This is a genomic window from Dorea sp. Marseille-P4042, assembly GCF_900290215.1.
Taxonomy (GTDB): domain Bacteria; phylum Bacillota; class Clostridia; order Lachnospirales; family Lachnospiraceae; genus Dorea; species Dorea formicigenerans.
The window spans coordinates 347,189-370,716 of sequence record NZ_OLMI01000003.1 but is presented as its reverse complement, the minus strand read 5'-3'; the positions used below and the strand labels follow the sequence as shown (position 1 = coordinate 370,716).

The following is a 23,528-nucleotide window of genomic DNA, read 5'->3' as shown; positions in this document are numbered from 1 at the left end:
ACAGACAAGAAAAGATCTGCGGGGCAGAGCTCTGCGGAAAGGCTACAGTAAATTTTAAAATGTAAAACAGGTGAAATCTCAATCGAAATTTGGAGGCTATTGGAAATGACTGAAAAAGAAAAAATGCTAAGTGGGGAGTTATACGATCCAAGAGTCAGAAAGTAAAGAAACTAGAAAAACAGAATCGCAGATTATAGCGTAGTATCTCTCGTTCTTACGAGAAGAATAAGAAAGGGGAAAGTTACTGCAAAACCAATAATGTAATCAAAAAGGAAAAACTTTTATTAAAACGAAATCACAGATTAACAAACATCCGTAAAAACTATTTGAATCAGACCATATCTGAGATCGTAAATCGAAACAAAACTGTTTTCAGCATGCTGACCGGGTCATATCTGAGTCTTCCTGTATCATGTTGAGGAATATTTTTCAGATATTTCTCCAGTTCGATTTCTCCCATAAATCTATCAAAAGTCAGCACTGGATCACAGATGTCCAAATAATCTTGAATTAGCATTGGCAAAACTGCCTGTTTTGGGTTAGAATAGATTATGTTATTAATTTTTTTCACAAGTTAATTATAACAGAAAGAAAGACCTTGAGTTCATTATAAACTCTTGGTCTTTCTTTTTTTTCGGGACTATTCTTTTTTCACAGCCCCTTTTTGCGTTAATAACAATATTGTGTCGCAGAGTATTGCACTCTGCGACACATGGGCATTCTTCTCTTATTTTATCTACGGTTATTCAATTTTTTGACTGCTTATTTGACTGCGCAGCCAAATCCAGCTTCTTCCAATTTTTTTATATTTTCTCTCTTTAAATTCAAATCCGGATGAACATATCGGTTCATCGTAATAGAAGTGTTGGAATGTCCTAATATTTCGCTTAATGATTTAACATCACAGCCAACTTCAATACATCTAGTTGCGAAAGTATGCCGGAGTGTATGAAAATGAGCATCTGCTATACCACATTCTTTATAGTATTTCGTCAACTGTCTCTGTAAAATTCTGGGTTCTGCAAAAGATGTGGTTCCAGTCAAAAGAAATGTGAATTGGTTTTCGGATTTCAATTGATTACAGTACTTTACAATCCCATCTGTCAATGGAACAGTCCTTATGGAACTTTTACTTTTAGGTGTTCCAATCCTTACAATTGTTTTTTTTTCACTATCCTCAGATTGATTTTTTACTCGTTGGACTGTAGATTTCACATGCAATATACGCTTATCTAAAGAAATGTCTTTCCATTGTAATCCACACACTTCTCCAACACGAAGTCCTGTAGTAAGCGAAATCATAATGCCTAGTTTATACAGATCTGTATCGGTTTCAAGATGATTCATTAATCTTAACTGTTCCCCTTGATTCAGTACACGTAATTCTCTTCTTTCTTCTTTGGGATAAACAATTTTAATTATTTCTCCCTGAAAACTACGTTGTTCACAATCATAAATAAGAATAGAATGTAGTACAAACAAAATATCACGAACCGTTTTTACTGCCAGGCGTTCATGCTCTAGCAAACGGTTCGTGAACTTTGCAACATTGTCTGTCGTAATTGCAGTGATAATATGATCACCAAATTCCGGAATAATATGTTTTTCAATGATTGTACTGTATTTTGAATAGGACGATTGTTTTAATTTATTCTTATTAATATCAAGCCAGTTATTACATATCTCTTTCATCGGAAGCAGCGTGAGTTTAGAATATGCCTCACCTTTTTGCGTTGCTTGATTATACAATTTAGACCTTGCATATGTTACTTTTTCTTTCGCTTCACGATAAGAATGGCCATAGCAAAAACCATATTTTATTTTATGATTATTATCATATCCTTTTATATAACGTCCTTCCCATCTTCCATCTTTTCTCTTAAAAATATTCTCACCTTTTGCCATTACTGTTACCTCCCTGGCATGATATTTCTCTGACTGTGCATATGACTGCTGAAAAATGAAATTTTTCTTGAAAATTCAGTCAAACACTGTATTTTATATGTATTTGTTATCAAACAACAATATTTTTAGTCAAAAAAAGATTGTATATCGCTCTCAAAAGAGCTATTATAATGTCAGAATAGATGATTTATGTGTCGCAGAGTGCAATACTCTGCGACACATGGGTATTCTACTTGAATTTAGTGTTATCCCTGTTATTTAAAATGTACATTTTATATTAAATTATTCATGTTGTAAATGTCATATAAAAGGATATTGTGAACTTGTTCAAAAGTATACGGAACCAATACTAGAATAAAACGATGCGCAACAATTATGTTGAACAAGTATCGAAGCTTTCAAAATAGCAGATAGAAGATATCTGGGATGAAGCAGAATTCAAATTATTCTAATTCTGTTGCTGTGTATGATGGTGAAAGAAATGATGGATTTTTAATAGTTGGAAGGAGGAAGGGGATATGAGGATTGCGATATGTGATGATGAAAAGAAAATCTGTTTGTTTATGAAAGAGGTAATAAACCGATTTTATTTTGACAGCGATGAGGAAATACACATCAACTGTTTCGAAGGTGGAGAACAATTATTACAGGCAAATTTAAGTGATATCGATCTTCTTTTTCTGGATATAGAGATGCCCGGATATAATGGATTGGATGTTGCCAAAATGATCAGAAAAGAAAACCAGTCGATGATCATTGTGTTTGTTACAGCCTATGATGAATTCGTTTTTGAGAGCTTCAAAGTAAAAGCTTACAGGTATCTTTTGAAACCACTGAAGGAGAAAGATTTAATTGAGACATTACAGTCCATACAACAGGAGCTGTATAGCTCGGAAAATGAACTTTCCATCAGCTTTCAAAATAGAAATTACCGGATCCGAATCCCGAACATCACATATGTAGAAGGCATGAAAGGAAAAATCTGGATTTACTGCAAAAGCGATACATATAGGTATCGAGGTGCATTAAAGGATATTGATGAGATGTTAAAAGGCAAAGGATTTTTCCAGATTCATCAAAGCTACATCATTAACATGAACAAGATAGTCCGATATGACAAAATAGAAATCGTGCTTGAAGGAGGTTATAAAGTACCGGTAAGCAGGTACAAATGGAAAGGTTTTCAGGAAGAATATGCAAGATATTGGAGTAAAGTATTATGATGAATCATATGATACTGGTATTTTTAGGGAATTTACTCTTATTGGGATTATACTTATTTATCAATGTCAACCGGAAAGATTTGAAAGAAATTATAATCAAAAAGAATCTGATGATTGGGTGTATTAACATCCTATTTACAATAGTTGGTGCGGTCTGTTTTGAACGCTTTGATATCTTATTAATTCTACTAATGCTGATTCAGGGAATTATATTGGCACTTGGTGAGAAACAGCAGGAAGTGTCCAGTATGGCTATGAAAGTAATCGGCTATGTACTGTTGATGATCCTTACGGAATTAATCGGTGTTTATTTTTTCGGACGGCATCTAGAAAAATCAGGACTGGATATTCAACAGTTCTACGATGAGACATTAGTTAATTTATTATTGGTTATGTGTCTGGTGGGTTTGTTGTTGACATATATATATCAGGTATTTCATACAAAATCAAAGACAAAAAAAGTTCTATGGCTGCTTGTAAGTGCAAAAATTATTCAGGAAATAATCGGATTACATACAAGTATTTTTTTTACTTATTCTAATAAATTAGAATTGCCGGTAAAGCATATCTTGCTTAGTATTCTTTTTATATTTGTAGATGATCTGATATACATTTTTCTTGTTTATAAAGTTCAGGAAACAAAAGGCCAGGTGGAAGGATCACTTATCCGGACCAATTCTTATGAATATTATACAACTCTGGAAGAAGAACAGCGGAAGATACGAAAGATGTATCATGATATGAAAAATCAGATTATGATTTACGAAAATACAGAAGGATTAAAAGAAGTATTCGCTCCGATGCAGGAAAATCTTCAGTCCATGTCCCGGTTCTATCATACAGGTTGTCCGGCACTGGATATGTTGTTATTTAGCAGCAGACGGATCACGCAGGAAAAAGGAATTGAATTTAAAGCGGTGATTTCGGAAGGGACTTTTTCGTTCATGGCAGAAAATGATATCAGTATTATTTTTTCAAATGCGATTATGAATGCGATTGAAGCTTGCGAAAAGATAAAAACCGGTCCGAAAACAATACAGATTAAAGCTGGTATTAATCAGCAGGACGTGATGCTGTATATCAGAAATACGGTATCCGGTGAACGGTCAAAAGGAAGATTTTCAACGGATAAAAGTAATAAGAAATTTCATGGAATCGGTCTGACCAGTATTCGGGAGACCGCAGAAAAATATGACGGCTATATCTCAGTGATCGAAGAAAACCAGACGATGCAGCTTGCAATCATATTTACAGGAAAGGGAGAATATGAAAAATAAGAAGTCAAAGTGGATCATTTTTTTGGTAGCTGTCTGTCTGTTGTTACTGAACAGAAATACAGTTTTGGCAGAAGAGACAAGTGCTTATGAAAAATATTTTCAGTTCAAAAAGTTCAATTCAGAAAACGGACTGGACGGAAGTTCGGTGAATTGTGTTCTGGCTTCGAAAGAAGGATTTTTGTGGATTGGAGGTTATTCAGGGCTACAGCGATACGACGGAACGGAATTCAAAAATTATCAGATTAACGGAAAAACCTTGCCGGTTAATGATATTGAGCAGGATGCAAAGGGGACATATTGGATTGCTACCAATGGAGAAGGATTATATACCTTTGATGGCAAGGAATTTACACTGATCGATCCGGGAGAAGTGAGTGAGACCGCATATACGATAAATAAAATATTAGTAGACTCTTCTGACAAAGTATGGGTCGGTACGAAAGAAGGATTATATATCTATGATGGGAAACTCAAAGTGGTTGAAACATTAAATGCGGAAGACATCATATCCATCACAGAAATAGAGAAAGGGAAAATCATAGCAATTAGCAAAGCTGGAAATATTTATCTGATAGAAGATAATGTGACAAATAAAATAAATATCCCGGAACTGGATGGGGCAGGTCTCCCTCGTTGTTGTATAAAAAGCTCTGATCATGGTTTTTTTATCGGAACATCGGGAGAACAGATTCTGGAATTGGATATGCAGGGACAGGTTGAACATATTTATGAAGATCCGGGATTAAAATGTATCAACTCCATGTACGAACTGAAAGAAGGGACATACTGGGTATGTACGGACTCCGGAATAGGAATGATGGAGGAAGGAAATTTGAAGAAACTGGATATTCCTTTAACAGATTCTGTAGAAGAGGCATGTATTGATTATGAAGGGAATTATTGGTTCGTATCATCACGCCAGGGAATCCTGCAGGTATTTGAGAACATGTTTTCAAATCTGGGAATGTATCTGGGAATTGAAAAAACCGTAAACAGCATAGAATACTATCAAGATGATTTATATGTCGGATGTGATGATGGAATCTATTGTTTCCGGAATAAGGAGCCGGTAGATAACAATCTGACTCAGTCATGCAAGGGTGACAGAATCCGGCAGATTTACAAAGACCGGGAAGATTATCTGTGGGTGTCCACCTATTATCATGGTCTGAAAGTCATGGATGCAAATGGGATGGTATCAGTGCTGAATACAGACAACAGTGGTTTAAAAACAAATCAGATTCGCTGTACCTGTCAAAGAAAGAATGGAGATATGTTAGTAGGTACGGAACAAGGAGTGTACCTTATAAATAAAGAAAAGAAAGTCAGCCAGTTGTTGGATGATAAAGCCGACTTAAATAACATTCGGGTTCTGGACGTCAGAGAAGCAGAAGATGGAAAAATCTATGTCACAACAGATGGACATGGAGTCTATGTGATTCAGGATGATGCAGTTGAAAAAGTATACACAAAGCAGCAAGGGCTTCTTTCGAATATTGTAATGAAGGTTGTTCCTTCCCAGAAATTACATGGCATTTGGTTTGTATCCGGAATAGGAATTAATTTTTTGTCTGAAGACGGGAAGATAACGGAAATTAGAGATATTGGCATGTCAAATGTATTATCTATGAATCTCATAGATAGTGGAGATGCTCTCGTCTATGCATCCAATGGATTGTTCAGGATCAACGAATCGGATCTGTTGAACGGACGTGATGATTCATTGGTGCATTACAAGAGACAGGACGGTCTTCCAATTGATTTTACTGCAAATGCCTGGAATTGTATACATGATCAGGTGCTGTATATGTGTGGCAGTGACGGACTTGCCTCCATTGATCTGACCAGAAAATTAGAGCATCCGGATATGAAAGTGTATATTTATAATCTTCAGATGGACGGGAAGAATCTGGAAGAAAAAGATGGAAAATATATACTTCCCTCTAGAGGATACCGTCTTACGATAGATGTGAGATGTATCAATTATATTTATAAAGATTATGATATTGGCTATTATATGGAAGGAACGGATCAGAGCGAAACGATCATAGAGAATGGAAGTAAGAGTGAGATCAGTTATACGAATCTAAAAGGTGGGGATTATGAGTACCACTTCAGAATTTTCAGTCCAGATAATGGCGAGTGCCTTGGAGAGATTGTCATACCGATGCATAAGATGGAAAAAATGATCGAGAGACCGGAAGTTCAGGTATTGCTTTTCATTTCTGCCGGACTGATATTTGCAATGTGTATTGTCTTACTGCTTCGATATAAAGAAAAAAGAATGAATAAACAACTTGCCATGAAGTATCAGAAAGAAAAAGAAGAGATGATGGAAAGACTGGCCTACAGAGATATGGTGACAGGTGTTTATAACCGGAATCTGTTCGAGGAAGACAAAAAGGAAATGAATATGGAACAGGTAACGGCAGTTGTACTGTTCAGTGTGAATCATATTCGTTATATTGAGCAGAAGCTGGGAGTGCTGCAGACAGGAGAAATCCTCCGCTGTGCAGTAGAAATCGCAGAAAAATGTCAGGAAAAACAACCAAAAGTATATCGGTTATTAGAGAATATGTTTTGTCTTGTATTCTTCGAACCGATGGAACTGGACCGGTATATTATGACAATAAAAGAAGAATTTTTACACAAAGGGGAAGAAAGAAAACTTAGATTGTCACTGGCTGTTGGAGGTATCTACAATAACCGGATAAATCAGGAAGATATGGACAGCCTGATCAGCCGATGCGAAGAGGTACGATTAATGGATGAGAAAAAAGCAGAGGCAGAATTTGTAAAAGGGAAAATTAATATATTGTAGCAAAAATTGCGAAATTTCGCGTCAAATAAGCAGAATGTCGCGCGAAAAATAATAGGGTATTTAAATATGATAAAATTTTCTCAAGAAAAATTGCAAGGAAACTTTACTTTTATACAAAATATAGGAAATGGTTCAGGATAGGGGGAATGGAAAATGTTCAATCATTCTTTTAAAAGCAAATATAAGAAATGCTTTATTGTGTGTATCTTGGTCATGGCAATGCTCTTGACAGCTTCCATGCCGATCAATGCGATGGAAGAAAACGAACAACCGGAAAGCAATACTGAGAAAATCACAGAAGTGCAAGCGGAAGCCCCGGTAGCAGATGACATGGAAGCTGCTGAGACCGTGTCGGCGGGTACTCAAAATAATAGCAATTCGCTATCAGAGCAAACAGTGCAGGCTACAGAAAGTAATGAATCGGTAGTGCCAGAATCGGATCAGATGAAACCGTCAGCTGATGCAGGCAGCCTAGAGAACGAGGAAGGTGTTAGGTATGCACTGGCTCCGGCAGACTATACAAAAGTAACATTTGAGCATAATTTTGATAGCTCTGTATTACCAACTACACCGGGAAACGGAGTCAATGAATGGCAGATAATCAGAGGTGGATACAAAGGTAGATATACAACAGGACAGGATGTAAGTGATAGTTTCGATAAGAATGCAAATGTCAGCTATTCTAATGATAATGCAGTCAGAATGACAAAAAATGTTATTAGCACAGATACGGAAAATGAGTTTCATATGTATCTGAATGTAGAACCACAGGTCAGTTGGGAAGAGATTCTTCAGTTAAATACAATTATTGTCTCTCATAACAACAGACCACTGTCGCCTCCGGCATACCCGGCTGGTGGAGGAAAATCGGAAACTTTTTCTCCTGTGAAGACAGGAAACTATCGGACCCCAATAAATTTTGTGTATTATGCAAATTCAAATGGAAAAAAAATCATCCTGGCAAAGATTGTCATGTATGCAACTTCTAATTCCGTACCGAACGGAGGAATTGGAATAGGAAACCCGCTGTTGTCTGGGTCAGGATCTTTTTACGCACATAATAATTTTGATTTGGACAAAGGAACAGCAACTGCTGAAATTGATATCTCAACATTATATGAAAAATATGAATTTTCTACTAAAAAAGTACAGGTAAATAACGTTCAGGATCAAGTCAATGATTTGATGAAAGTATATGAAGATTCGTTTAATTTTGACGGTGGTTCCTGTTCGCTTGGAGGAAATGTAATCAATTGGACTATGCCGACAAAGGATCTTGGATTATTGCCATATAAACAAGGGGCAGATGGTAAAATTACGCCGGTTGGAGTCAAACGTACACTCTCAAATGGAAAAGTAACCTATTACAGGCAGGAAGCATATCAGTTGTCATACAAATTCAGCCTGGATGTTCAAAATGAAAATTTTACGAGTGCGACATCCAAAAACAGTGCAAATAACATTTCGGCAGAGTATGCAGTTCAGACCAATAAGAGCCCGGACGATGCTTCTGATAAAGAAAAAGGCGGAAAGGTTACATATACGACAAATGGTCAGACAGGAACAGGTGATTTTAAATCCCCGTATATCAAAGGGCTTTTGTATGATCTGGAATTCCAAAAGGTTGTGGAAGGAAGCAAAGTACCTTTAGCGAGAGTCACCTTTACAATTGAAAGACAGGCTGGAGGAAGTACTTATTCTGAGCAAATTGTGTATACAGATACAAAGGTGACGGGAGAAGATGGTTGGATTAAGTTCCATAATCTCCCATGGGGAACTTACACAATAAAAGAAATCTCATATAAAGACGGTGATGAATTCCAGACGAATTATCTGAACACTGGTGATCTTCCGAAAGAACTGGGGACTGTTCAGATAGGAGAACTTATCAATCCAACAGCTTTGACAGAGAACCATAGTTCAGGTCATTCGGGAGATACAAGTTCAGATATAAAAAATCGATTGTTTGTATTTCAAAATGGGACAGTGGAAAATACTCCGAACAGAGCAAGGATAACCATTGTCAAGAATGTGAATTCTTATGACAGTATTCCGGAAGCACTAAAAAGCCAAAAGTATACGGTCAACGTCAAGAGTACCGGCAACATGAAGATTTATGAAAAGCCGGGAATCCAGGATGATAAATTGGATTCTCTGAACAGACAGCAACAGTTAGGTCATCAGGAAACCGCTACATACGATTTGATCGTTCCGAAGAATGGAGGAACGATAAATTTACAGGAAGTGATTCCGGAATCCATAAAGAATAAAGTAGTATTTGATTCCGCTACAGTTACTGCAAATACAGGAAGTACTGCTCTTGGTTCAGTCACAGAAAAGGATCAGGGCTGTGAAGTGACAGTATTACCGGGAAATGATCTTACAGTGACCATCACGAACACACCAGTTGGAACCGTGAAGATAAAAAAAGTCATTGACAATTATCAGAAGGAACTGGCTGAAGATGTATTTATCATTCAGGCGGAATCAGCAGATGATAACGGGACATCAGTGAATACGGAAGCGGTATTAAAGCATGATGAGTCAAGCGGAACAATCACAATCAAAAAGACAACAACCTTAAACATTAATGAGATAGTGCCAAAAGAGTATAGCCTGTCAGAGATTACCATATCAGGCGGCGGCATGTTGAATGGCAATCAGGTAACGGTAAATCCTGGAGAAAACGTGACTGTAACGGTTCATAACACATATTCTGGGAAACCATTTTTCCATGTGGCAGATGCAATTAAGAATCAATTTAAATGGAAATAGAGAGGGGGATACATCATGCGCAAGAAAAGAAAGATACTGCTATTTTTGAGCGGATGTCTGTCATTGCTCCTGATTGCTTCAACATTTGCTTTCTGGACAGGGAAAATAAATCATACCAATGAACTAAAAGCAGAAAACATTAATGCAAAGATTGAAGAAACATTTAAACCATCAAAGCCGATTGGAACAGTAACAAAAGAGGTTGCATTTAAAAATGACAGTTCAAATGCATCGTTCCTGCGTATCTCCTATGCAGAGACATGGGAGAAAACGGAAGGTGACAATAAGACACTTCTGAATAACCGGTTGAATGGAAAAGATGTTGCAACCAAAAACTGGATAAATGGATTTGGACAGTCAAATGGAAACTGGACAGATGGAGGAGATGGCTGGTACTACTACAACAAAATTCTGAAACCGGGAGCAGCTACAGAGGATATTCTGGAGAGTGTTACATTCCCGGATTATTCCGGAGAATATAAGGAATATGAGGGTGCAGATTATCAATTGTACTTTCGAATGGAGCTTCTTCAGGCCAGTGACAGCCAGTCAACTTTAAATAGCGCAGAAGTGAATAAAAATGCTTCACAGACTGTATTTGGAAAAGAAGCGACTGTAGCTGGTGAAACCGTGAACTGGAAGTAAGGAGGGGCATGATGAAAATGAAACGAAATAAAAAAGTGCTACTGATCATGGGAATGCTTGCCTTACTGGTAATCGGAAGTACCTTTGCTTATTTTCAGAAATCAGAAAGCATTGACAACAAATTCAAGAGTGCCGAAGCAAAGGTAAATATAACAGAGAAATTTAACCCTAAGGATCAATGGGTTCCAGGCGAAAAGAAGCAAAAAGAAGTCCGCTTTGGAAATGAAGGGACAATTGCTTCAGTCCTGCGTGTGAAATTCACACCGGTTCTTACATTAAAAGATGGAACAGAAGATGCAGAAGCAGCCAAAGGCTTTCAATTAAATTTTGCTAATGACTTCGGGCAGAACTGGACAGACGGAGGCGACGGCTGGTATTACTACAACAAAGTGTTAGAACCGGATCAGATGACAGATCTGACTTTAAAATCGGTCACGATCAGTGACAAGATTGGAAATGATGAACATAAAATAGGAACAGATTATACAGAAGCTTCCTATGATGTGAAAATTGAAGGAGAGCTTTTACAGGCTTCTTATGCAGCAGAAGCTGCAGCTCAGATGAGTTGGGGCAAGACCCCAGCCGTAACCGGAAAACAGGTTACATGGAACTAAGGTTAAAACAGAATGAAATGCTGTTTTAATAGATAAATTCAAAATCCAAAGTACTTAATAAGGAGGACGAGAGTATGCGAAAAAATAAGAAGATCGCAGGCGTAGCAGGCTTAGCAGCAATCATGGTAATCGGAGGTACATTTGCTTATTTCAATCAGACAATGACTGTAACCAACCCGTTTGATACTGGTAAATATGACACAAATGTAACCGAGGATTTCAAGCCAGAAGATGGTAACAATTGGGAACCTGGAGCAGAGGTAAACAAAGATGTAACCGTTAAAAATACCGGTGACTATGATGTATTAGTACGTGTAAAACTTACTGAAAAATGGGTAAATAAGACAACGAGTAATACAGTTGCAGAAAACACAACTGGATTAAAAGGAGATGCATCTCAGGTTGATGCAAAAGATGGTCTTACAACAGGAGACTATTCTGTAGTTGAAAAAACTTTGAATGCAGCAAACTGGGTATACAGTGATCCTGAAAACGGTGGTGATGGTTACTGGTATTACAAAACAAACCTTGCAGCAGGGACAGATACAGGAAAATTCCTGGATGCTGTAAAACTTCTGGAAGATGCTGATATGGGTAAATATACCGTAACAAATTATTATACAACAGCAGAAACAAAACCGGGAGAGAGTGCAATTGGTGATGATCCGGCAACTCAGTGGGTAGCTTATACAGGAAATGTACCGCAAGCTGCAAAACACAGTATGGCAGTTACAAAACAGGATCCGAATGCAACAGGTTATGGTAATGCAAATTATACTCTGACCATTACAGCTCAGACAGTACAGGCTACGGATGCAGCAATGAAAGACGCATTTGGACTGACAGCACAGCCAACAGGATGTACATGGAATCTTACACAGAATAAATAATTTACTGACACAGACGTTCTTAGAACAAAGGAAAGAAACGAGGTAGCAACATGAAAAAGACAAAAAAAGTAAAAGCATTTGCAGGTCTTCTTGCACTGACACTGGTAGTAGGATCATTAGCATATTTTACTAAAACAATGTCCATCGATAACCCATTTTCCACTAAGAAATACGGTGGTGAAACAGTCGAGAAATTCACACCGGAGAATAACTGGGAACCGGGCGGACAGGTAACCAAGGAAGTACAGGCAAAGAATACCGGTGATTATGATCTTTGGGTCAGAGTGAAATTTGATGAGAAATGGGAAAGAAATGGAAAATCAATTGAAGGAACAAATCTTTCTTCAATTGATGCAGCAAAATTCTTCCCGACAAGTGCTGACAATGCCGTAGCAGGTGGTTCTTCTGTATATAAACATCTGGCAGGCGTAGAAGGTGACACATGGAAAGATGGCGGCGACGGATATTTCTATTATAAAACCACACTGGGAAAAGATCAGTCAACCACACAGCTCATGGATTATGTAACACTTTGCAAAGATGCTAATATGGGAGAATATACAGTTTCTACTATGAAATATGCACTAGTAGATGAGTCAAAAAAGGCAGAAGACCTTACAGATGCAGATTATGATCTCACAGACGCACCAGCTGAGATCCCGGCTGGAAAGGTCCTTTACCAGAAAAAAGTCGTAGAACTCAATAAGGCAAATGCCGGATTAGCAGGAGCAAATTATACATTAACTATCACGACAGAATTAGTACAGGCCAATGCTGATGCAGCTAAGGGGTGGACAGTAACTCCGACAAAATAAATTAGGCAGTGACTATGAAAGTATTAAATTATCTATTTAAAGGCTTATCCTGGATAGTAATCGCAGTAATCGTCATGTATATGGCGATTGCTGCCCCCCTGATTATGGGATTCCGGCCGGTGGTTGTGCTTACAGGAAGTATGCAGCCAACATTTCCGGTGGGAAGTATTGTGTATTATCACAAATGTGATTTTGAAGATCTGCGGGAGGGGGATCCGATTACCTTCAAAGCAGAAGATGCACTGGTTACGCATCGGATTACAACTGTAAATGGTATTTCCAGAACAGTTGTTACGAAAGGGGATAACAACCCGACTGAAGACCCGGTACCTGTTGAGGAAGAGCAGATTGTTGGAAAGACTACGAAGTTTGCGATTCCTTTTGCAGGGTATTTTGTAACTTATGGAAAAAAGCCGGTCGCAATAGCAGTGATGGCGGCGATTCTTCTTATCAATTATGCCCTGGAAAATCTATGTTCGGGGCAGAAAGGGGAGAAGAAATATGACGAAAAAAAAGAATAAAATCTATTGGCTGGCAGGAATTATGCTGTTGTGCTGCATGGGTGGAGTATTTGCATATTGGACGCAGGAATTGCAGGTTCATAATGAATTCAAAACAGCCAGATATGATACGACAATTGAAGAAAAATTTGTCCCACCGGATAATTGGAAGCCGGGAGAGGAGATCAACAAAGATGTATGGATCGCAAATAAGGGAACAGTTCCGGTATTTGCCAAGGTCGTATTACATCAGGAGTGGGTTCGGAAAGAGGATGTAAAGGATTTGGATGGATCCGTTATCCCGCCGGCTGCCGGTGAAAAGTTTCCACTTTTTTTTGAAACAAAAGAAGGAAGCGAATATGCGGCACAGATTGCATGGGGAGAGAATGTTGTTCTTTTAGCATCAGGCAAGAAAAGTAATATAGATCTTGGAATACAAACGGTAGGACAGATAGAAGATGCGAGAGGAAAATGGCTTTTGGTAAGCGATGTACCAGATCAGAATGGAGATTTCCTGCTTTATTATATTGGAATGATTGAAGAAAGTGGACAGTCTCCTCTGATTGTGGACTCTGTGACGATGAATCCATTGATTCAGCCTTCGATTGTTCAAAAAGATACTATCTATGATAAAGCAAAAGAAGACTGGGTTACAACTTCAAAAAGAAACAGTACATATGATTATGAATGTTCAAAATATACAATGCTTGTCACAGGAACGACTGTCCAGGCAACTTCAGATGCCGTAAAAGAAATTTTCGGTACAGACAATGACAATCCAGAAGTTGTGAACTATCTTGCAAACCATGCAGTGAATCCTGCGGACCTTTAATTATGTATTCTGTAAGGAGGCAAAATGATGAAGAAAATAATTAGACATATAGGAATGTTTGCGCTGGCATTATGTCTTCTTACGGCATACATGTTACCAGTGTACGCAAAAGATGTTAAAAAATTATACTTTGAAGAACAAAATGGAAAGATGGTCTGGAATAATATCCGGGGAGATGAAGGGAATTGGTTTATGAGTTTCACCAACATGGTTCCTGGTGGACAGTATGAAGACCGGCTGGATATTGAAAACGGTTCAAAGAAAACCTATGCCCTGTATATGCAGGTTATACCGCTTCAACAAGATGAAAAGAAAGATGAATTACTGGAACTTATCTCAATGAAAGTTACGCTTGGGAGTAAGACACTATACGAAGGTACTGCCAGCGGTAAGGAGTATAATAACGGTAATCTGCAAAATGTGATTTATCTTGGAACTTATAAATCCGGGGAAAAAGACCAGATTCATGTAAATCTGCAGTTAGATAAGAATGTGGGCTTGGAGTATTGTGATCTTTTAACCAAAAATGACTGGAAATTTATGGTAACAGAGATAACCAATCCAAATAAACCAGGAAAACCACAGACAATCCATCCTCCAAAAACAGGTGATGAATCTCAGATAGGAGTATATATTGCAGTTATGGGATGTGCAATTGCAATCATACTCGGAGTAATGGTAAAGAGACGTAAAGACTCAGAGTATAAGTAATACATGGATATCTGTATGGATATGTAGATTTTAGGATATATGAATTTCTTGAAGAAGAGGAATAGTATGACTAAATCAAAAGAAGATATGGATAAAAAGGTAGAACTTTCTCCAGAAAGAGCCTGCGAGATATTAAAAAATGTTTTTCGGGCTTGTGATATGGAGCCACCGAAAAATTGTGAAAAATATTTTTATCGAAAAGATAAACATGAAACTATATAATGGAAGATTCTTGAAAGCTTAGAAAGAAATGAGTTGATAAATATGACCCAAATGCGAGATATTACAAATATTAAGTTTGGAAAATTAACTGCTCTTTATCCGACTAGCAAGAGAGGGAAAAAAGGCTCTGTCTACTGGCATTGTAAATGTTCATGCGGGAATGAAATTGATGTTTCAGCAGATAATTTGCTTCATGGAAATTATAAAAGCTGTGGTTGTGTGCAAAAAAAGAACCGGGAAAGTGTTCATGATAGACTCCATATTGTAGATGGAACCTGTGTTGAATGGCTTAAATACAGGAAAAAGCGATCAGACAGCAGTAGTGGCTTTCGAGGTGTATACAAGACAAAAAGAGGAAAGTATCGTGTAACCATAGGGTTTAAGAAAGTGCGCTATCAGCTTGGAACCTATGACACGTTTGAAGAAGCAATAGACGCTAGAATGAAAGCGGAAGTCGTATTACATGATGGATTTTTGAATGCTTATGAGAAGTGGCAGGAAAAAGAGAAACAAGATCCACAATGGGCAAAAGAAAATCCACTACTTTTCAATGTACACTATGAGAATGGTCAGTTCGATATCGAAACCAATATGTAAAAATCAAAATAATACGAAGGAAAATGTAGTATCAATGATTATGTTTTAAGAAGGATTTATTTGATAGTGAATAAATTTTTCTTAAAGTATAACGACTAACACTATAATTTTAGAAGAAAAAACGAATCTAAAGCAAGAAAGGAATAGACGAGTTATGGGAATTATTAAGGAATTTAAAGAATTTATATCAAGAGGAAATGTCATTGATCTTGCCGTAGGTGTCATCATTGGAGGCGCTTTTACTGGTATTGTGACATCATTAAATGAAGATATTATTACCCCTGTTCTGGGAATGTTTGGTGGTGTTGATTTCTCCAATTTAAAAATATCTTTGGGACTTGCGAAGAATGCCCCTGTTTTGACATATGGTAACTTTCTTACAGCAGTAATCAATTTCCTGATTACTGCAGCAGTCGTTTTCCTGTTGATCAAAGTCATAAATAATATTACGAAAAAAATGAGCCCAAAAGAAGAAGTAAAGATTACCACAAAAGTATGTTCATATTGTAAAACAGAAATACCGGTTGATGCTGTGAGATGTCCGCATTGTACAACAGAATTAAGTGAACAGAAATAAAAAATCTGTTAGAAACGATTGCTTTTTTAGTTCTTTGGTAAGTATAATAAAGAAGCATGATATGCGTTAAAAAATAAAGTTGGGAGAATATTATCAGCTCCACAATTTCCATGAACTCTATCAAAGAGCTTGGGCTTGAAGTTGGAAAGACAGCTTACGCAGTTATTAAAGCAACATCTGTAATGGTTGGGGTTGACGACTAATATAATGGGAAAAATGTATAATGAATCAGACATTAGAAATGATTACAAAAAACTGACGAAGCTCTTGATTGAGCTGGGTATGACGATTACAACAATGGAATCTGCGACTTCAGGGCAGATTGCGTCACTGATTACGGACACCGAAGGCTCATCGGCAGTGTTAAAAGGAGCTTTTGTCACCTATTGCAACGAAGCAAAAATCATGCAGGGCGTTCCTGCCGAGATTCTGGAGAAGTATACGGTATATTCAAAAGAGACCGCAGAAGCAATGGCGAAGGCCTGCACAAAAGCGTATAAGGCCAATATCGGAATCGGTGTGACCGGAACAATGGGGAACGCAGACCCGGCGAATCTGGAAGCATCTGTGCCGGGGCAGGTATATTTTGCAATTGAACTTAATGGAGAGGTTATGTCTTATTATCGTGAATTGCAGCCACAGCCTACAAGACTTGCTTATAAGCTGGCGGTTGCAAAGGAAATTTATGATGCCTTGATGGAGAGATTATAGGATTGTGGGAGTACGCTTGCGAACAATCCGTGGGTATCATAGTAGGGAGCTCTTGATCCCTGACATTGGATATTAAAAAAGGAAGGATTTCTTCTGCTATAGCAGAAGAACCTTCCTTTGTTTGCGCGCCATGGGCGCGCTCTAACGGGTGTAAGTCCCGAACATGCCCAGGTAGTGGGAAATGTATAGCCGAACAGCAAGGGTGTCTACCGTGAGGTGGAATCTGAAGGAAGCTGTAAGCAAATCTCTGGTCCGACGGACAGAAATCGCATATAAGGCTAGGCTTCGAGTGATAAGCTGGCAAAGAACAGCGAAGTCTAATAACTACCACGTTTGTAGAAGCAGAGTAAATGCGGCGGATATATGGAGAGAAAGAGCGTGCACCTTAAGCGTGGAGGTCTCACAGAGGTTTCATTAGCCTAGTAACAACGAACTGTGAGAAGTCAGCCGAGCCCATAGTAGTGAAGAAGTCTCTGTAATGGGGATGGAGCGAAGGGGCGAACAATCAATCAGTTTGAGTATGTCTCGTATTGCAGAAATGACAACATCTGCCGTAACCAATCGGGTAAAAGGTGGTCAAATCAAGCGAGACGGAAAGGAAAGAACGCATGGACACAAGTAATCTAATGGAGCAGATATTATCTAGTGATAATCTCAACAGAGCATATCTGCAAGTCGTACGAAACAAAGGTGCTGAGGGAGTGGACGGAATGAAGTACACAGAACTGAAGGAACACCTTGCAAAGAACGGCGAAACCATCAAGGGACAGTTGAGGACAAGAAAATATAAGCCTCAGCCAGTACGAAGAGTGGAGATACCAAAGCCTGATGGCGGTGTCAGAAACCTGGGAGTACCAACAGTAACAGACAGATTCATACAACAAGCCATCGCACAGGCGTTAACACCAATCTATGAGGAACAGTTCCATGACCACAGTTACGGATTCAGACCTAATAGATGTGCACAGCAGGCAATTCTAACGGCACTTGATATAATGAATGACGGAAATGACTGGATTGTAGACATCGACTTGGAAAAGTTCTTTGACACAGTAAACCATGATAAGCTAATGACTTTAATTGGAAGAACAATTAAGGACGGAGATGTCATCTCTATTGTAAGGAAGTATCTAGTGAGCGGAATTATGATAGACGATGAGTATGAGGATTCCATTGTGGGAACTCCACAAGGCGGAAACCTTTCTCCATTGCTGGCAAACATCATGCTCAATGAACTTGATAAGGAAATGGAAAAGAGAGGGCTTAACTTTGTACGATATGCAGATGACTGTATTATCATGGTCGGAAGTGAAATGTCTGCGAATAGAGTTATGAGAAATATCTCACGATTCATCGAAGAAAAGCTAGGGCTCAAGGTCAACATGACTAAGAGTAAAGTAGACAGACCAAGCGGACTTAAATACCTTGGATTTGGGTTCTACTTTGATTCAAGAGCGCATCAGTTTAAGGCAAAACCACATGCAAAATCAGTAGCGAAGTTTAAGAAGAGAATGAAAGAACTCACATGCCGTAGTTGGGGTGTTAGCAACAGCTGTAAAGTGGAGAAGCTCAATCAGCTCATAAGAGGTTGGATTAACTACTTCAAGATAGGCAGTATGAAAACACTATGCAAGGAATTAGATTCAAGAATCCGTTATCGGCTTCGCATGTGCATTTGGAAACAATGGAAAACACCACAGAATCGAGAGAAGAACCTTGTAAAACTTGGAATAGACAGAAACACAGCTAGACGAGTTGCATACACAGGTAAAAGAATAGCTTATGTATGTAACAAAGGCGCAGTAAATGTTGCTATAAGTAACAAAAGATTAGCCTCATTTGGACTAATCACAATGTTAGATTACTACACCGAAAAGTGTGTTACTTGTTAAGTTGATTGAACCGCCGTATACGGAACCGTACGTACGGTGGTGTGAGAGGTCGGAATTTCTCATTTAAGAGAAATTCCTCCTACTCGATTGCATGTCCTTTTTTAATATTATTTATTCAACTTCTTCCGGTTCCATGCTTCGAATATGTTCCTCAATTTTTATGAGTTCATATTTCTGACTATATTCTGCCAGATAGGTCTTATATTCTTGAGTGTCGGAAGGATATACTCTTGAGTTGTGAATGTGGATATCCACAGGCTTTTCGCTATTCTTTGACAGTGCTACCATTGCGCTTGCGCAGTGGGCAGAGATACGTGTGAAGCTGTTCAGGATATCCGAATATACCGTCCCTTCTTCCAGACCGCAGGCTCCGTTACTCATACGTTCAACGTGGCGGATCTTGAGTTCATCACACAAAGTTGTAATGACCATTCCAAGTGGAGCAACTCTCTGAGAGAGTTCTTTATCATTTTCCAAAAACGCTTTGCAAGTTGTATTAATCTCCTCGCGGACAGCTTCCATAACAACATTCAGTTCATCCCATGCTTCTTCGGAAAATTGTGTTTTGTTCTGATTCATTTCATTAGACATGTGAGCAATACAGGAGGCATGATCACCAATCTGTTCGAAGTCATTAATCATATGTAGATAAAGAGAAACCTGTCTTGTCTGAACAGAATTCATCGGATGCTTGGTAAGCTTAATCAGATAGTCACCCAGACGGGATTCATAGCGGTCGATCAGGTCTTCTTTTCTCTGTACCTTGTCGAACTTGCCAAGTTGGAAATCATTCAAAAGGTTCATGGCGCGGTTTACATTTTTACGAAGTTTTCTTGCCATACCGCTCATAGCACGGTGACACTGTCCGAGTGCAAGTGCAGGGTAGTCAAGAAGACGCTCCTCAAGAAGATCAAAGTCTGCTTCATCTTCCAGTTCTTCCGCACTGTCTTTCACGAACCAACATACAAGCTGCTCCAGTTTTGGGATAAATGGAAACAAAATACAGACTGTTACAAGACGGAAAACCGTATTTAAAAGTGCGATGGACACTGGCGTCATAATCGTATTCAGGAATGAAAAATGTACAAATGCATTGATGATATAGAATCCGATTGACCAAAGCAACATTCCAAAGGTATCATTCAGCAAGTATACAAGAGCAGTTCTTTTACCATTTTTATTCGCTCCGATTGCGGAAATCAGAACCGGGCAGGAAGCTCCGACACCGATACCGAGGATAATCGGAAATGCACTGGAAAATGTAAGCAGTCCTGTTACAGATAAAGCCTGCAATACACCGACTGTTGCTGAGGCACTCTGCAGGATGGCGGTAAATACAATACCTACCAGGATACCAATGACTGGGTTTGAAAATGTTGTTAACAGATCCATAAATACTTTGCTTTCTCGAAGCGGTGCGACGGCTCCGCTCATGGTCTGCATACCAGTCATGAGGATCGCAAATCCAAGCATGATGTCCCCGATATTCCGGTGGACGGTTCTTTTGCTCGCCATTCTAAGAATAATACCGATAACTGCTACAACCGCAGCGATTGTGGCAGATGACAGGATACTTGCAATTCCGTTAGATCCTTCTATATAAGAAAGACATAAGATCCAACCGGTAATACTGGTTCCGATGTTGGCTCCCATGATGATACCGATGGCCTGGCGAAGCTTCATCATACCAGAGTTAACAAAACCGATAACCATGACAGTCGTTGCTCCGGAAGACTGGATAACGCTTGTAACGGCTGTACCAAGTGCGACTCCCTTCAGTGGCGTATTGGTCATTTTGTAGAGAAATGATTCCAGTTTATTACCGGCAACCAGTTTGAGTCCATCCCCCATCAAAGACATACCGAACAGGAATAAAGCAACTCCGCTTAACAATGACAATACCATAGAAAATATTCCCATAATTTCTCCTTTGTCGTCAGTTATTTACATACACTTAACTTTCTTTTTAAATTTTCTTAACACTACCTTTCTATTATGTCACGTTAAAACCAGAATTACAATTTAATCTTATTGAAAGAATAAAAAAATGTAAGATTATACAAAAAAATACCTGCTCACAGGGAACAGGTATGACAAAATCATGAGATATTTTACTTGAAAACAGGTTGCTTTACTATAGCAATGTTGATATATTTTTAACGCGTCAGAATCTTTACAGATGTATCTTCATATCCTTGCGCCAATGAAAATATATCCTTTAATCCATCTGTGATGTAAACAGTTCCATCGGTTGCTACGAACACGGCTTCGAAATCATCACTTTTCGCCCAGAGGTCATAGGCTTTATCCAGACCCATAACAAATAGCGAAGTGGAGAGGGCATCGCAAATTCCTCCTTTGTCCCCTGCGACTGTGACGGACAGAAGCCCGCTCTTGGCAGGGTGGGAAGAGAAGTCCTATAGCTTGTCAGCAGGTGGAGCATACAAAAAAGATACAGATAATAATAAACTTATCTTTGCAACAAAAGACTTTGTCGCTAATCCTGAAATTCCAGCATTGAAGAGCGGAGATGTAGTTGCAATTTCTGCAAATGGATATGATGATCTGACATTTAAGCTTGTCATTGATACAAATGGAAACGCTTCTCTTGTAGAAGATGATGGTAAGGGAGATCCATACGAGCTTCATGTAAAAATCGAAGGAGAATTTGAGGCGGCAATCGTAGGACAGAAAGATTACGATGGAGTGTCCAGTGCCAGCGTCGGCGGTTCCTCAAGTAATAAGAACAGTGCAGTGAAAGTATACGGCGCACTGGTAGAAAAAGGAAAAGACGTTGCTGACAAGGATTGGGAAGAGCTGGATAATATGGCTAAGATTAAATTGAATGGAAGCAAATGCAGTGTTAGCATCGTTCCGGACACAGAAAAAGGAACATCTGCAGACAGTGACAGCGGTATGCAGGGCGTATATATGACGATCAGCAGTGATCTGACACTTAGCGGTACGCCAAAAGATCCTGGAAGTTATCTGGTTTCCGTGTCTATTGAGGATCAGCAGGGACGCAGCGCAGTCAGCAACACACTGCCATTCAGAATTTACAGTGGCGAGGAAACGCTTGCAGACCAGATGAAGAAAGAGAATTTTAAAGATTATGGAAATGGACTCTATGCATGGGATATTATGGAACCATGGGCAATCAGTAAATTTGGAAGTAATGTAAACGGTGAGGAAGAGAGCGTCCGTGTGCCAGCGTATTTGGAGGCATGGTTCGGTTCCCACGAGAGCGGAACTTACGGATATCTGGGGTATGACATTCCGTGGAAGCAGGTCGTAGCTGGAAATATTCCTCAGACACTTTATATTCCGAGTGGATGCAATCTGACACTGACAAATATGGAAGTACTCAGCAGTGTACATATTATTGTAGAAAATGGTGGTAAACTGACGCTTTCTGATTCTGTTGTACAGGGAATTATCGATGTACAGAGCGGAGGAACATTTTCTATGAACTATGATTCTTTCAACAACGAATTTACAACAGGAGCGTCTCTGTGTGGACAACTTCGTCTTGCAGACGGTGCTGCTTTGGAAAATGCAGCAATTTACTCTCACGCAAATTATCTTGCAAACGGAGATCTGACAGACCGTACAACTTCTGAGCCGGTTGTAGTGGCAAATGGAAATGTAACCGTAAAGGGTACGGTAGCTATATTAGGTGATGATGGCGGAAGCGATATCGGACAGACAGCACTCCGTGTAAATGGAACATTAACTCTGGCAGATAAGGACACAACACTTGTAGCTTACGGTGGAAGCGGAAAGACTCTGCTTTATACAGACGGTGGAACAGCCATTGACATTACAGAAGGCAGCCAGATTACAGGAGATGGAAAATTAGTTGCAATCGGTGGAGATGTTCTCTGGGGAAATGGTGGAAATGCTGTATCCGGAAAAGGAACAATTGCAACGAAAAAAGTATTCCTTCAGGGAGCAACCGCTAATACATCTAACAAAGCAGAGGCTGGAAAAGCAATTGATGGAGATGTAAAAGTTATCAGTTCCAGCACTCATATGGAAGACGGAACAATGATCAGCGGTGCTGAGAATGATCCGTTAGCCGATTTGTACTGGAAAGCTGGAATTAATGTACTGCCTCCATTAGAAAAATTTACAACAACAGATAACGGAAATAATGGTTCCGATAATGGCGATAATGGGGATAACGGAAATAACGGTTCCGATAATGGCGATAACGGGGATAACGGAAATAACGGTTCCAGCAACGGAAATACTGGCAATAATAGTAACTCCGGAAACAATGGTAACACAGGTAATAGTGGTGATTCTGGAAATAATGGAAAGATTACATCAGCAACTAAGACTGCAGCAACTAAGACTGCAGCAAATGTGAATACAGTTAAGACAGGAGATACAAACAATGTATTACTCTGGGCTGCACTCTTTGTAGTTTCCTGTGCAGGAATGGCAGGTATTACAGTAGTTGCTAAGAAAAGAAAATAGTATACAGCATAGTATACAGCAGATGTAAATTTGCTAATA

Annotated in this window: 21 protein-coding genes and 1 pseudogene; 18 read left to right on the top strand and 4 right to left on the bottom strand. The window is 38.9% G+C overall.

Features of this window, described 5'->3' with window-relative positions:
• Positions 1-343: 343 nt before the first annotated feature.
• Together C7E02_RS15180 and C7E02_RS15175 are read right to left on the bottom strand one after the other, a co-directional pair.
• Positions 344-517 (bottom strand): annotated as a pseudogene (locus C7E02_RS15180) (IS1182 family transposase); the annotation flags it as partial.
• Between the two features lie 245 nt (positions 518-762).
• Positions 763-1,905: a tyrosine-type recombinase/integrase gene (locus C7E02_RS15175; protein ID WP_105310026.1), complete on the bottom strand. Its 1,143-nt coding sequence runs from the start codon at positions 1,903-1,905 to the stop codon at positions 763-765.
• A 518-nt stretch (positions 1,906-2,423) separates the two neighbouring features.
• Between C7E02_RS15175 and C7E02_RS15170 the strand changes: the two genes are divergently transcribed.
• From C7E02_RS15170 to ltrA, 17 genes are all read left to right on the top strand, one after another.
• The gene (locus tag C7E02_RS15170) at positions 2,424-3,128 is read left to right on the top strand and encodes a LytR/AlgR family response regulator transcription factor (protein WP_105310025.1); all 705 of its coding nucleotides are present in this window, start codon (positions 2,424-2,426) and stop codon (positions 3,126-3,128) included.
• On the top strand, positions 3,125-4,405 hold the full coding sequence (locus C7E02_RS15165) for a sensor histidine kinase (protein ID WP_105310024.1): 1,281 nt from the start codon (positions 3,125-3,127) through the stop codon (positions 4,403-4,405). Before C7E02_RS15170 ends, C7E02_RS15165 begins: the two co-directional genes overlap by 4 nt.
• Positions 4,395-7,226 (top strand): ligand-binding sensor domain-containing diguanylate cyclase, encoded by a 2,832-nt coding sequence (locus C7E02_RS15160; RefSeq protein ID WP_105310023.1) that lies wholly within the window; start codon positions 4,395-4,397, stop codon positions 7,224-7,226. Before C7E02_RS15165 ends, C7E02_RS15160 begins: the two co-directional genes overlap by 11 nt.
• Positions 7,227-7,379: 153 nt before the next feature.
• Positions 7,380-10,001, top strand: a complete 2,622-nt coding sequence (locus C7E02_RS15155; protein ID WP_105310022.1) for a prealbumin-like fold domain-containing protein — start codon at positions 7,380-7,382, stop codon at positions 9,999-10,001.
• A 15-nt stretch (positions 10,002-10,016) separates the two neighbouring features.
• Entirely contained in the window at positions 10,017-10,646 is a 630-nt protein-coding gene (locus C7E02_RS15150) for a BsaA family SipW-dependent biofilm matrix protein (RefSeq protein ID WP_105310021.1), read from the top strand.
• A gap of 17 nt (positions 10,647-10,663) precedes the next feature.
• Complete coding sequence (locus C7E02_RS15145) at positions 10,664-11,260, top strand: BsaA family SipW-dependent biofilm matrix protein (protein WP_158683059.1); 597 nt, start codon at positions 10,664-10,666, stop codon at positions 11,258-11,260.
• A gap of 74 nt (positions 11,261-11,334) precedes the next feature.
• Positions 11,335-12,150, top strand: coding sequence for a BsaA family SipW-dependent biofilm matrix protein (locus tag C7E02_RS15140; protein ID WP_029732257.1), 816 nt, complete (start codon positions 11,335-11,337; stop codon positions 12,148-12,150).
• 50 nt (positions 12,151-12,200) lie between these two features.
• Complete coding sequence (locus tag C7E02_RS15135; protein WP_105310019.1) at positions 12,201-12,965, top strand: BsaA family SipW-dependent biofilm matrix protein; 765 nt, start codon at positions 12,201-12,203, stop codon at positions 12,963-12,965.
• A 14-nt stretch (positions 12,966-12,979) separates the two neighbouring features.
• Complete coding sequence (locus C7E02_RS15130; protein ID WP_029732259.1) at positions 12,980-13,486, top strand: signal peptidase I; 507 nt, start codon at positions 12,980-12,982, stop codon at positions 13,484-13,486.
• Positions 13,467-14,297, top strand: coding sequence for a BsaA family SipW-dependent biofilm matrix protein (locus C7E02_RS15125; protein WP_029732260.1), 831 nt, complete (start codon positions 13,467-13,469; stop codon positions 14,295-14,297). Before C7E02_RS15130 ends, C7E02_RS15125 begins: the two co-directional genes overlap by 20 nt.
• Before the next feature lie 27 nt (positions 14,298-14,324).
• On the top strand, positions 14,325-15,008 hold the full coding sequence (locus tag C7E02_RS15120) for an LPXTG cell wall anchor domain-containing protein (protein ID WP_242978905.1): 684 nt from the start codon (positions 14,325-14,327) through the stop codon (positions 15,006-15,008).
• A gap of 66 nt (positions 15,009-15,074) precedes the next feature.
• A complete protein-coding gene (locus C7E02_RS19245; protein ID WP_155961845.1) occupies positions 15,075-15,230 on the top strand; it encodes a hypothetical protein in 156 nt (51 codons plus the stop codon).
• 42 nt (positions 15,231-15,272) lie between these two features.
• Positions 15,273-15,827 carry an AP2 domain-containing protein gene (locus C7E02_RS15115; protein WP_105310017.1) on the top strand — a complete coding sequence of 185 codons (555 nt, stop codon included), beginning with the start codon at positions 15,273-15,275 and terminating at the stop codon, positions 15,825-15,827.
• 154 nt (positions 15,828-15,981) lie between these two features.
• Positions 15,982-16,404, top strand: a complete 423-nt coding sequence (gene mscL, locus C7E02_RS15110) for a large conductance mechanosensitive channel protein MscL (protein ID WP_029732263.1) — start codon at positions 15,982-15,984, stop codon at positions 16,402-16,404.
• Between the two features lie 89 nt (positions 16,405-16,493).
• Positions 16,494-16,607, top strand: a complete 114-nt coding sequence (locus tag C7E02_RS20540) for a TOBE domain-containing protein (protein ID WP_334293809.1) — start codon at positions 16,494-16,496, stop codon at positions 16,605-16,607.
• Positions 16,608-16,611: 4 nt separating this feature from the next.
• Complete coding sequence (locus C7E02_RS15100) at positions 16,612-17,115, top strand: CinA family protein (protein WP_029732265.1); 504 nt, start codon at positions 16,612-16,614, stop codon at positions 17,113-17,115.
• A gap of 608 nt (positions 17,116-17,723) precedes the next feature.
• Positions 17,724-19,007: a group II intron reverse transcriptase/maturase gene (ltrA, locus tag C7E02_RS15090; RefSeq protein ID WP_029731837.1), complete on the top strand. Its 1,284-nt coding sequence runs from the start codon at positions 17,724-17,726 to the stop codon at positions 19,005-19,007.
• A 111-nt stretch (positions 19,008-19,118) separates the two neighbouring features.
• Here the strand turns inward: ltrA and C7E02_RS15085 are convergent, their stop codons facing one another.
• Positions 19,119-20,927, bottom strand: a complete 1,809-nt coding sequence (locus C7E02_RS15085) for a Na/Pi cotransporter family protein (RefSeq protein ID WP_022278988.1) — start codon at positions 20,925-20,927, stop codon at positions 19,119-19,121.
• Between the two features lie 236 nt (positions 20,928-21,163).
• On the bottom strand, positions 21,164-21,325 hold the full coding sequence (locus C7E02_RS15080; protein ID WP_242827113.1) for a hypothetical protein: 162 nt from the start codon (positions 21,323-21,325) through the stop codon (positions 21,164-21,166).
• A 76-nt stretch (positions 21,326-21,401) separates the two neighbouring features.
• On the opposite strand from C7E02_RS15080, the gene C7E02_RS15075 reads away from it, so the two are divergent.
• Positions 21,402-23,489, top strand: a complete 2,088-nt coding sequence (locus tag C7E02_RS15075; RefSeq protein WP_203226975.1) for a hypothetical protein — start codon at positions 21,402-21,404, stop codon at positions 23,487-23,489.
• Positions 23,490-23,528: the final 39 nt, after the last annotated feature.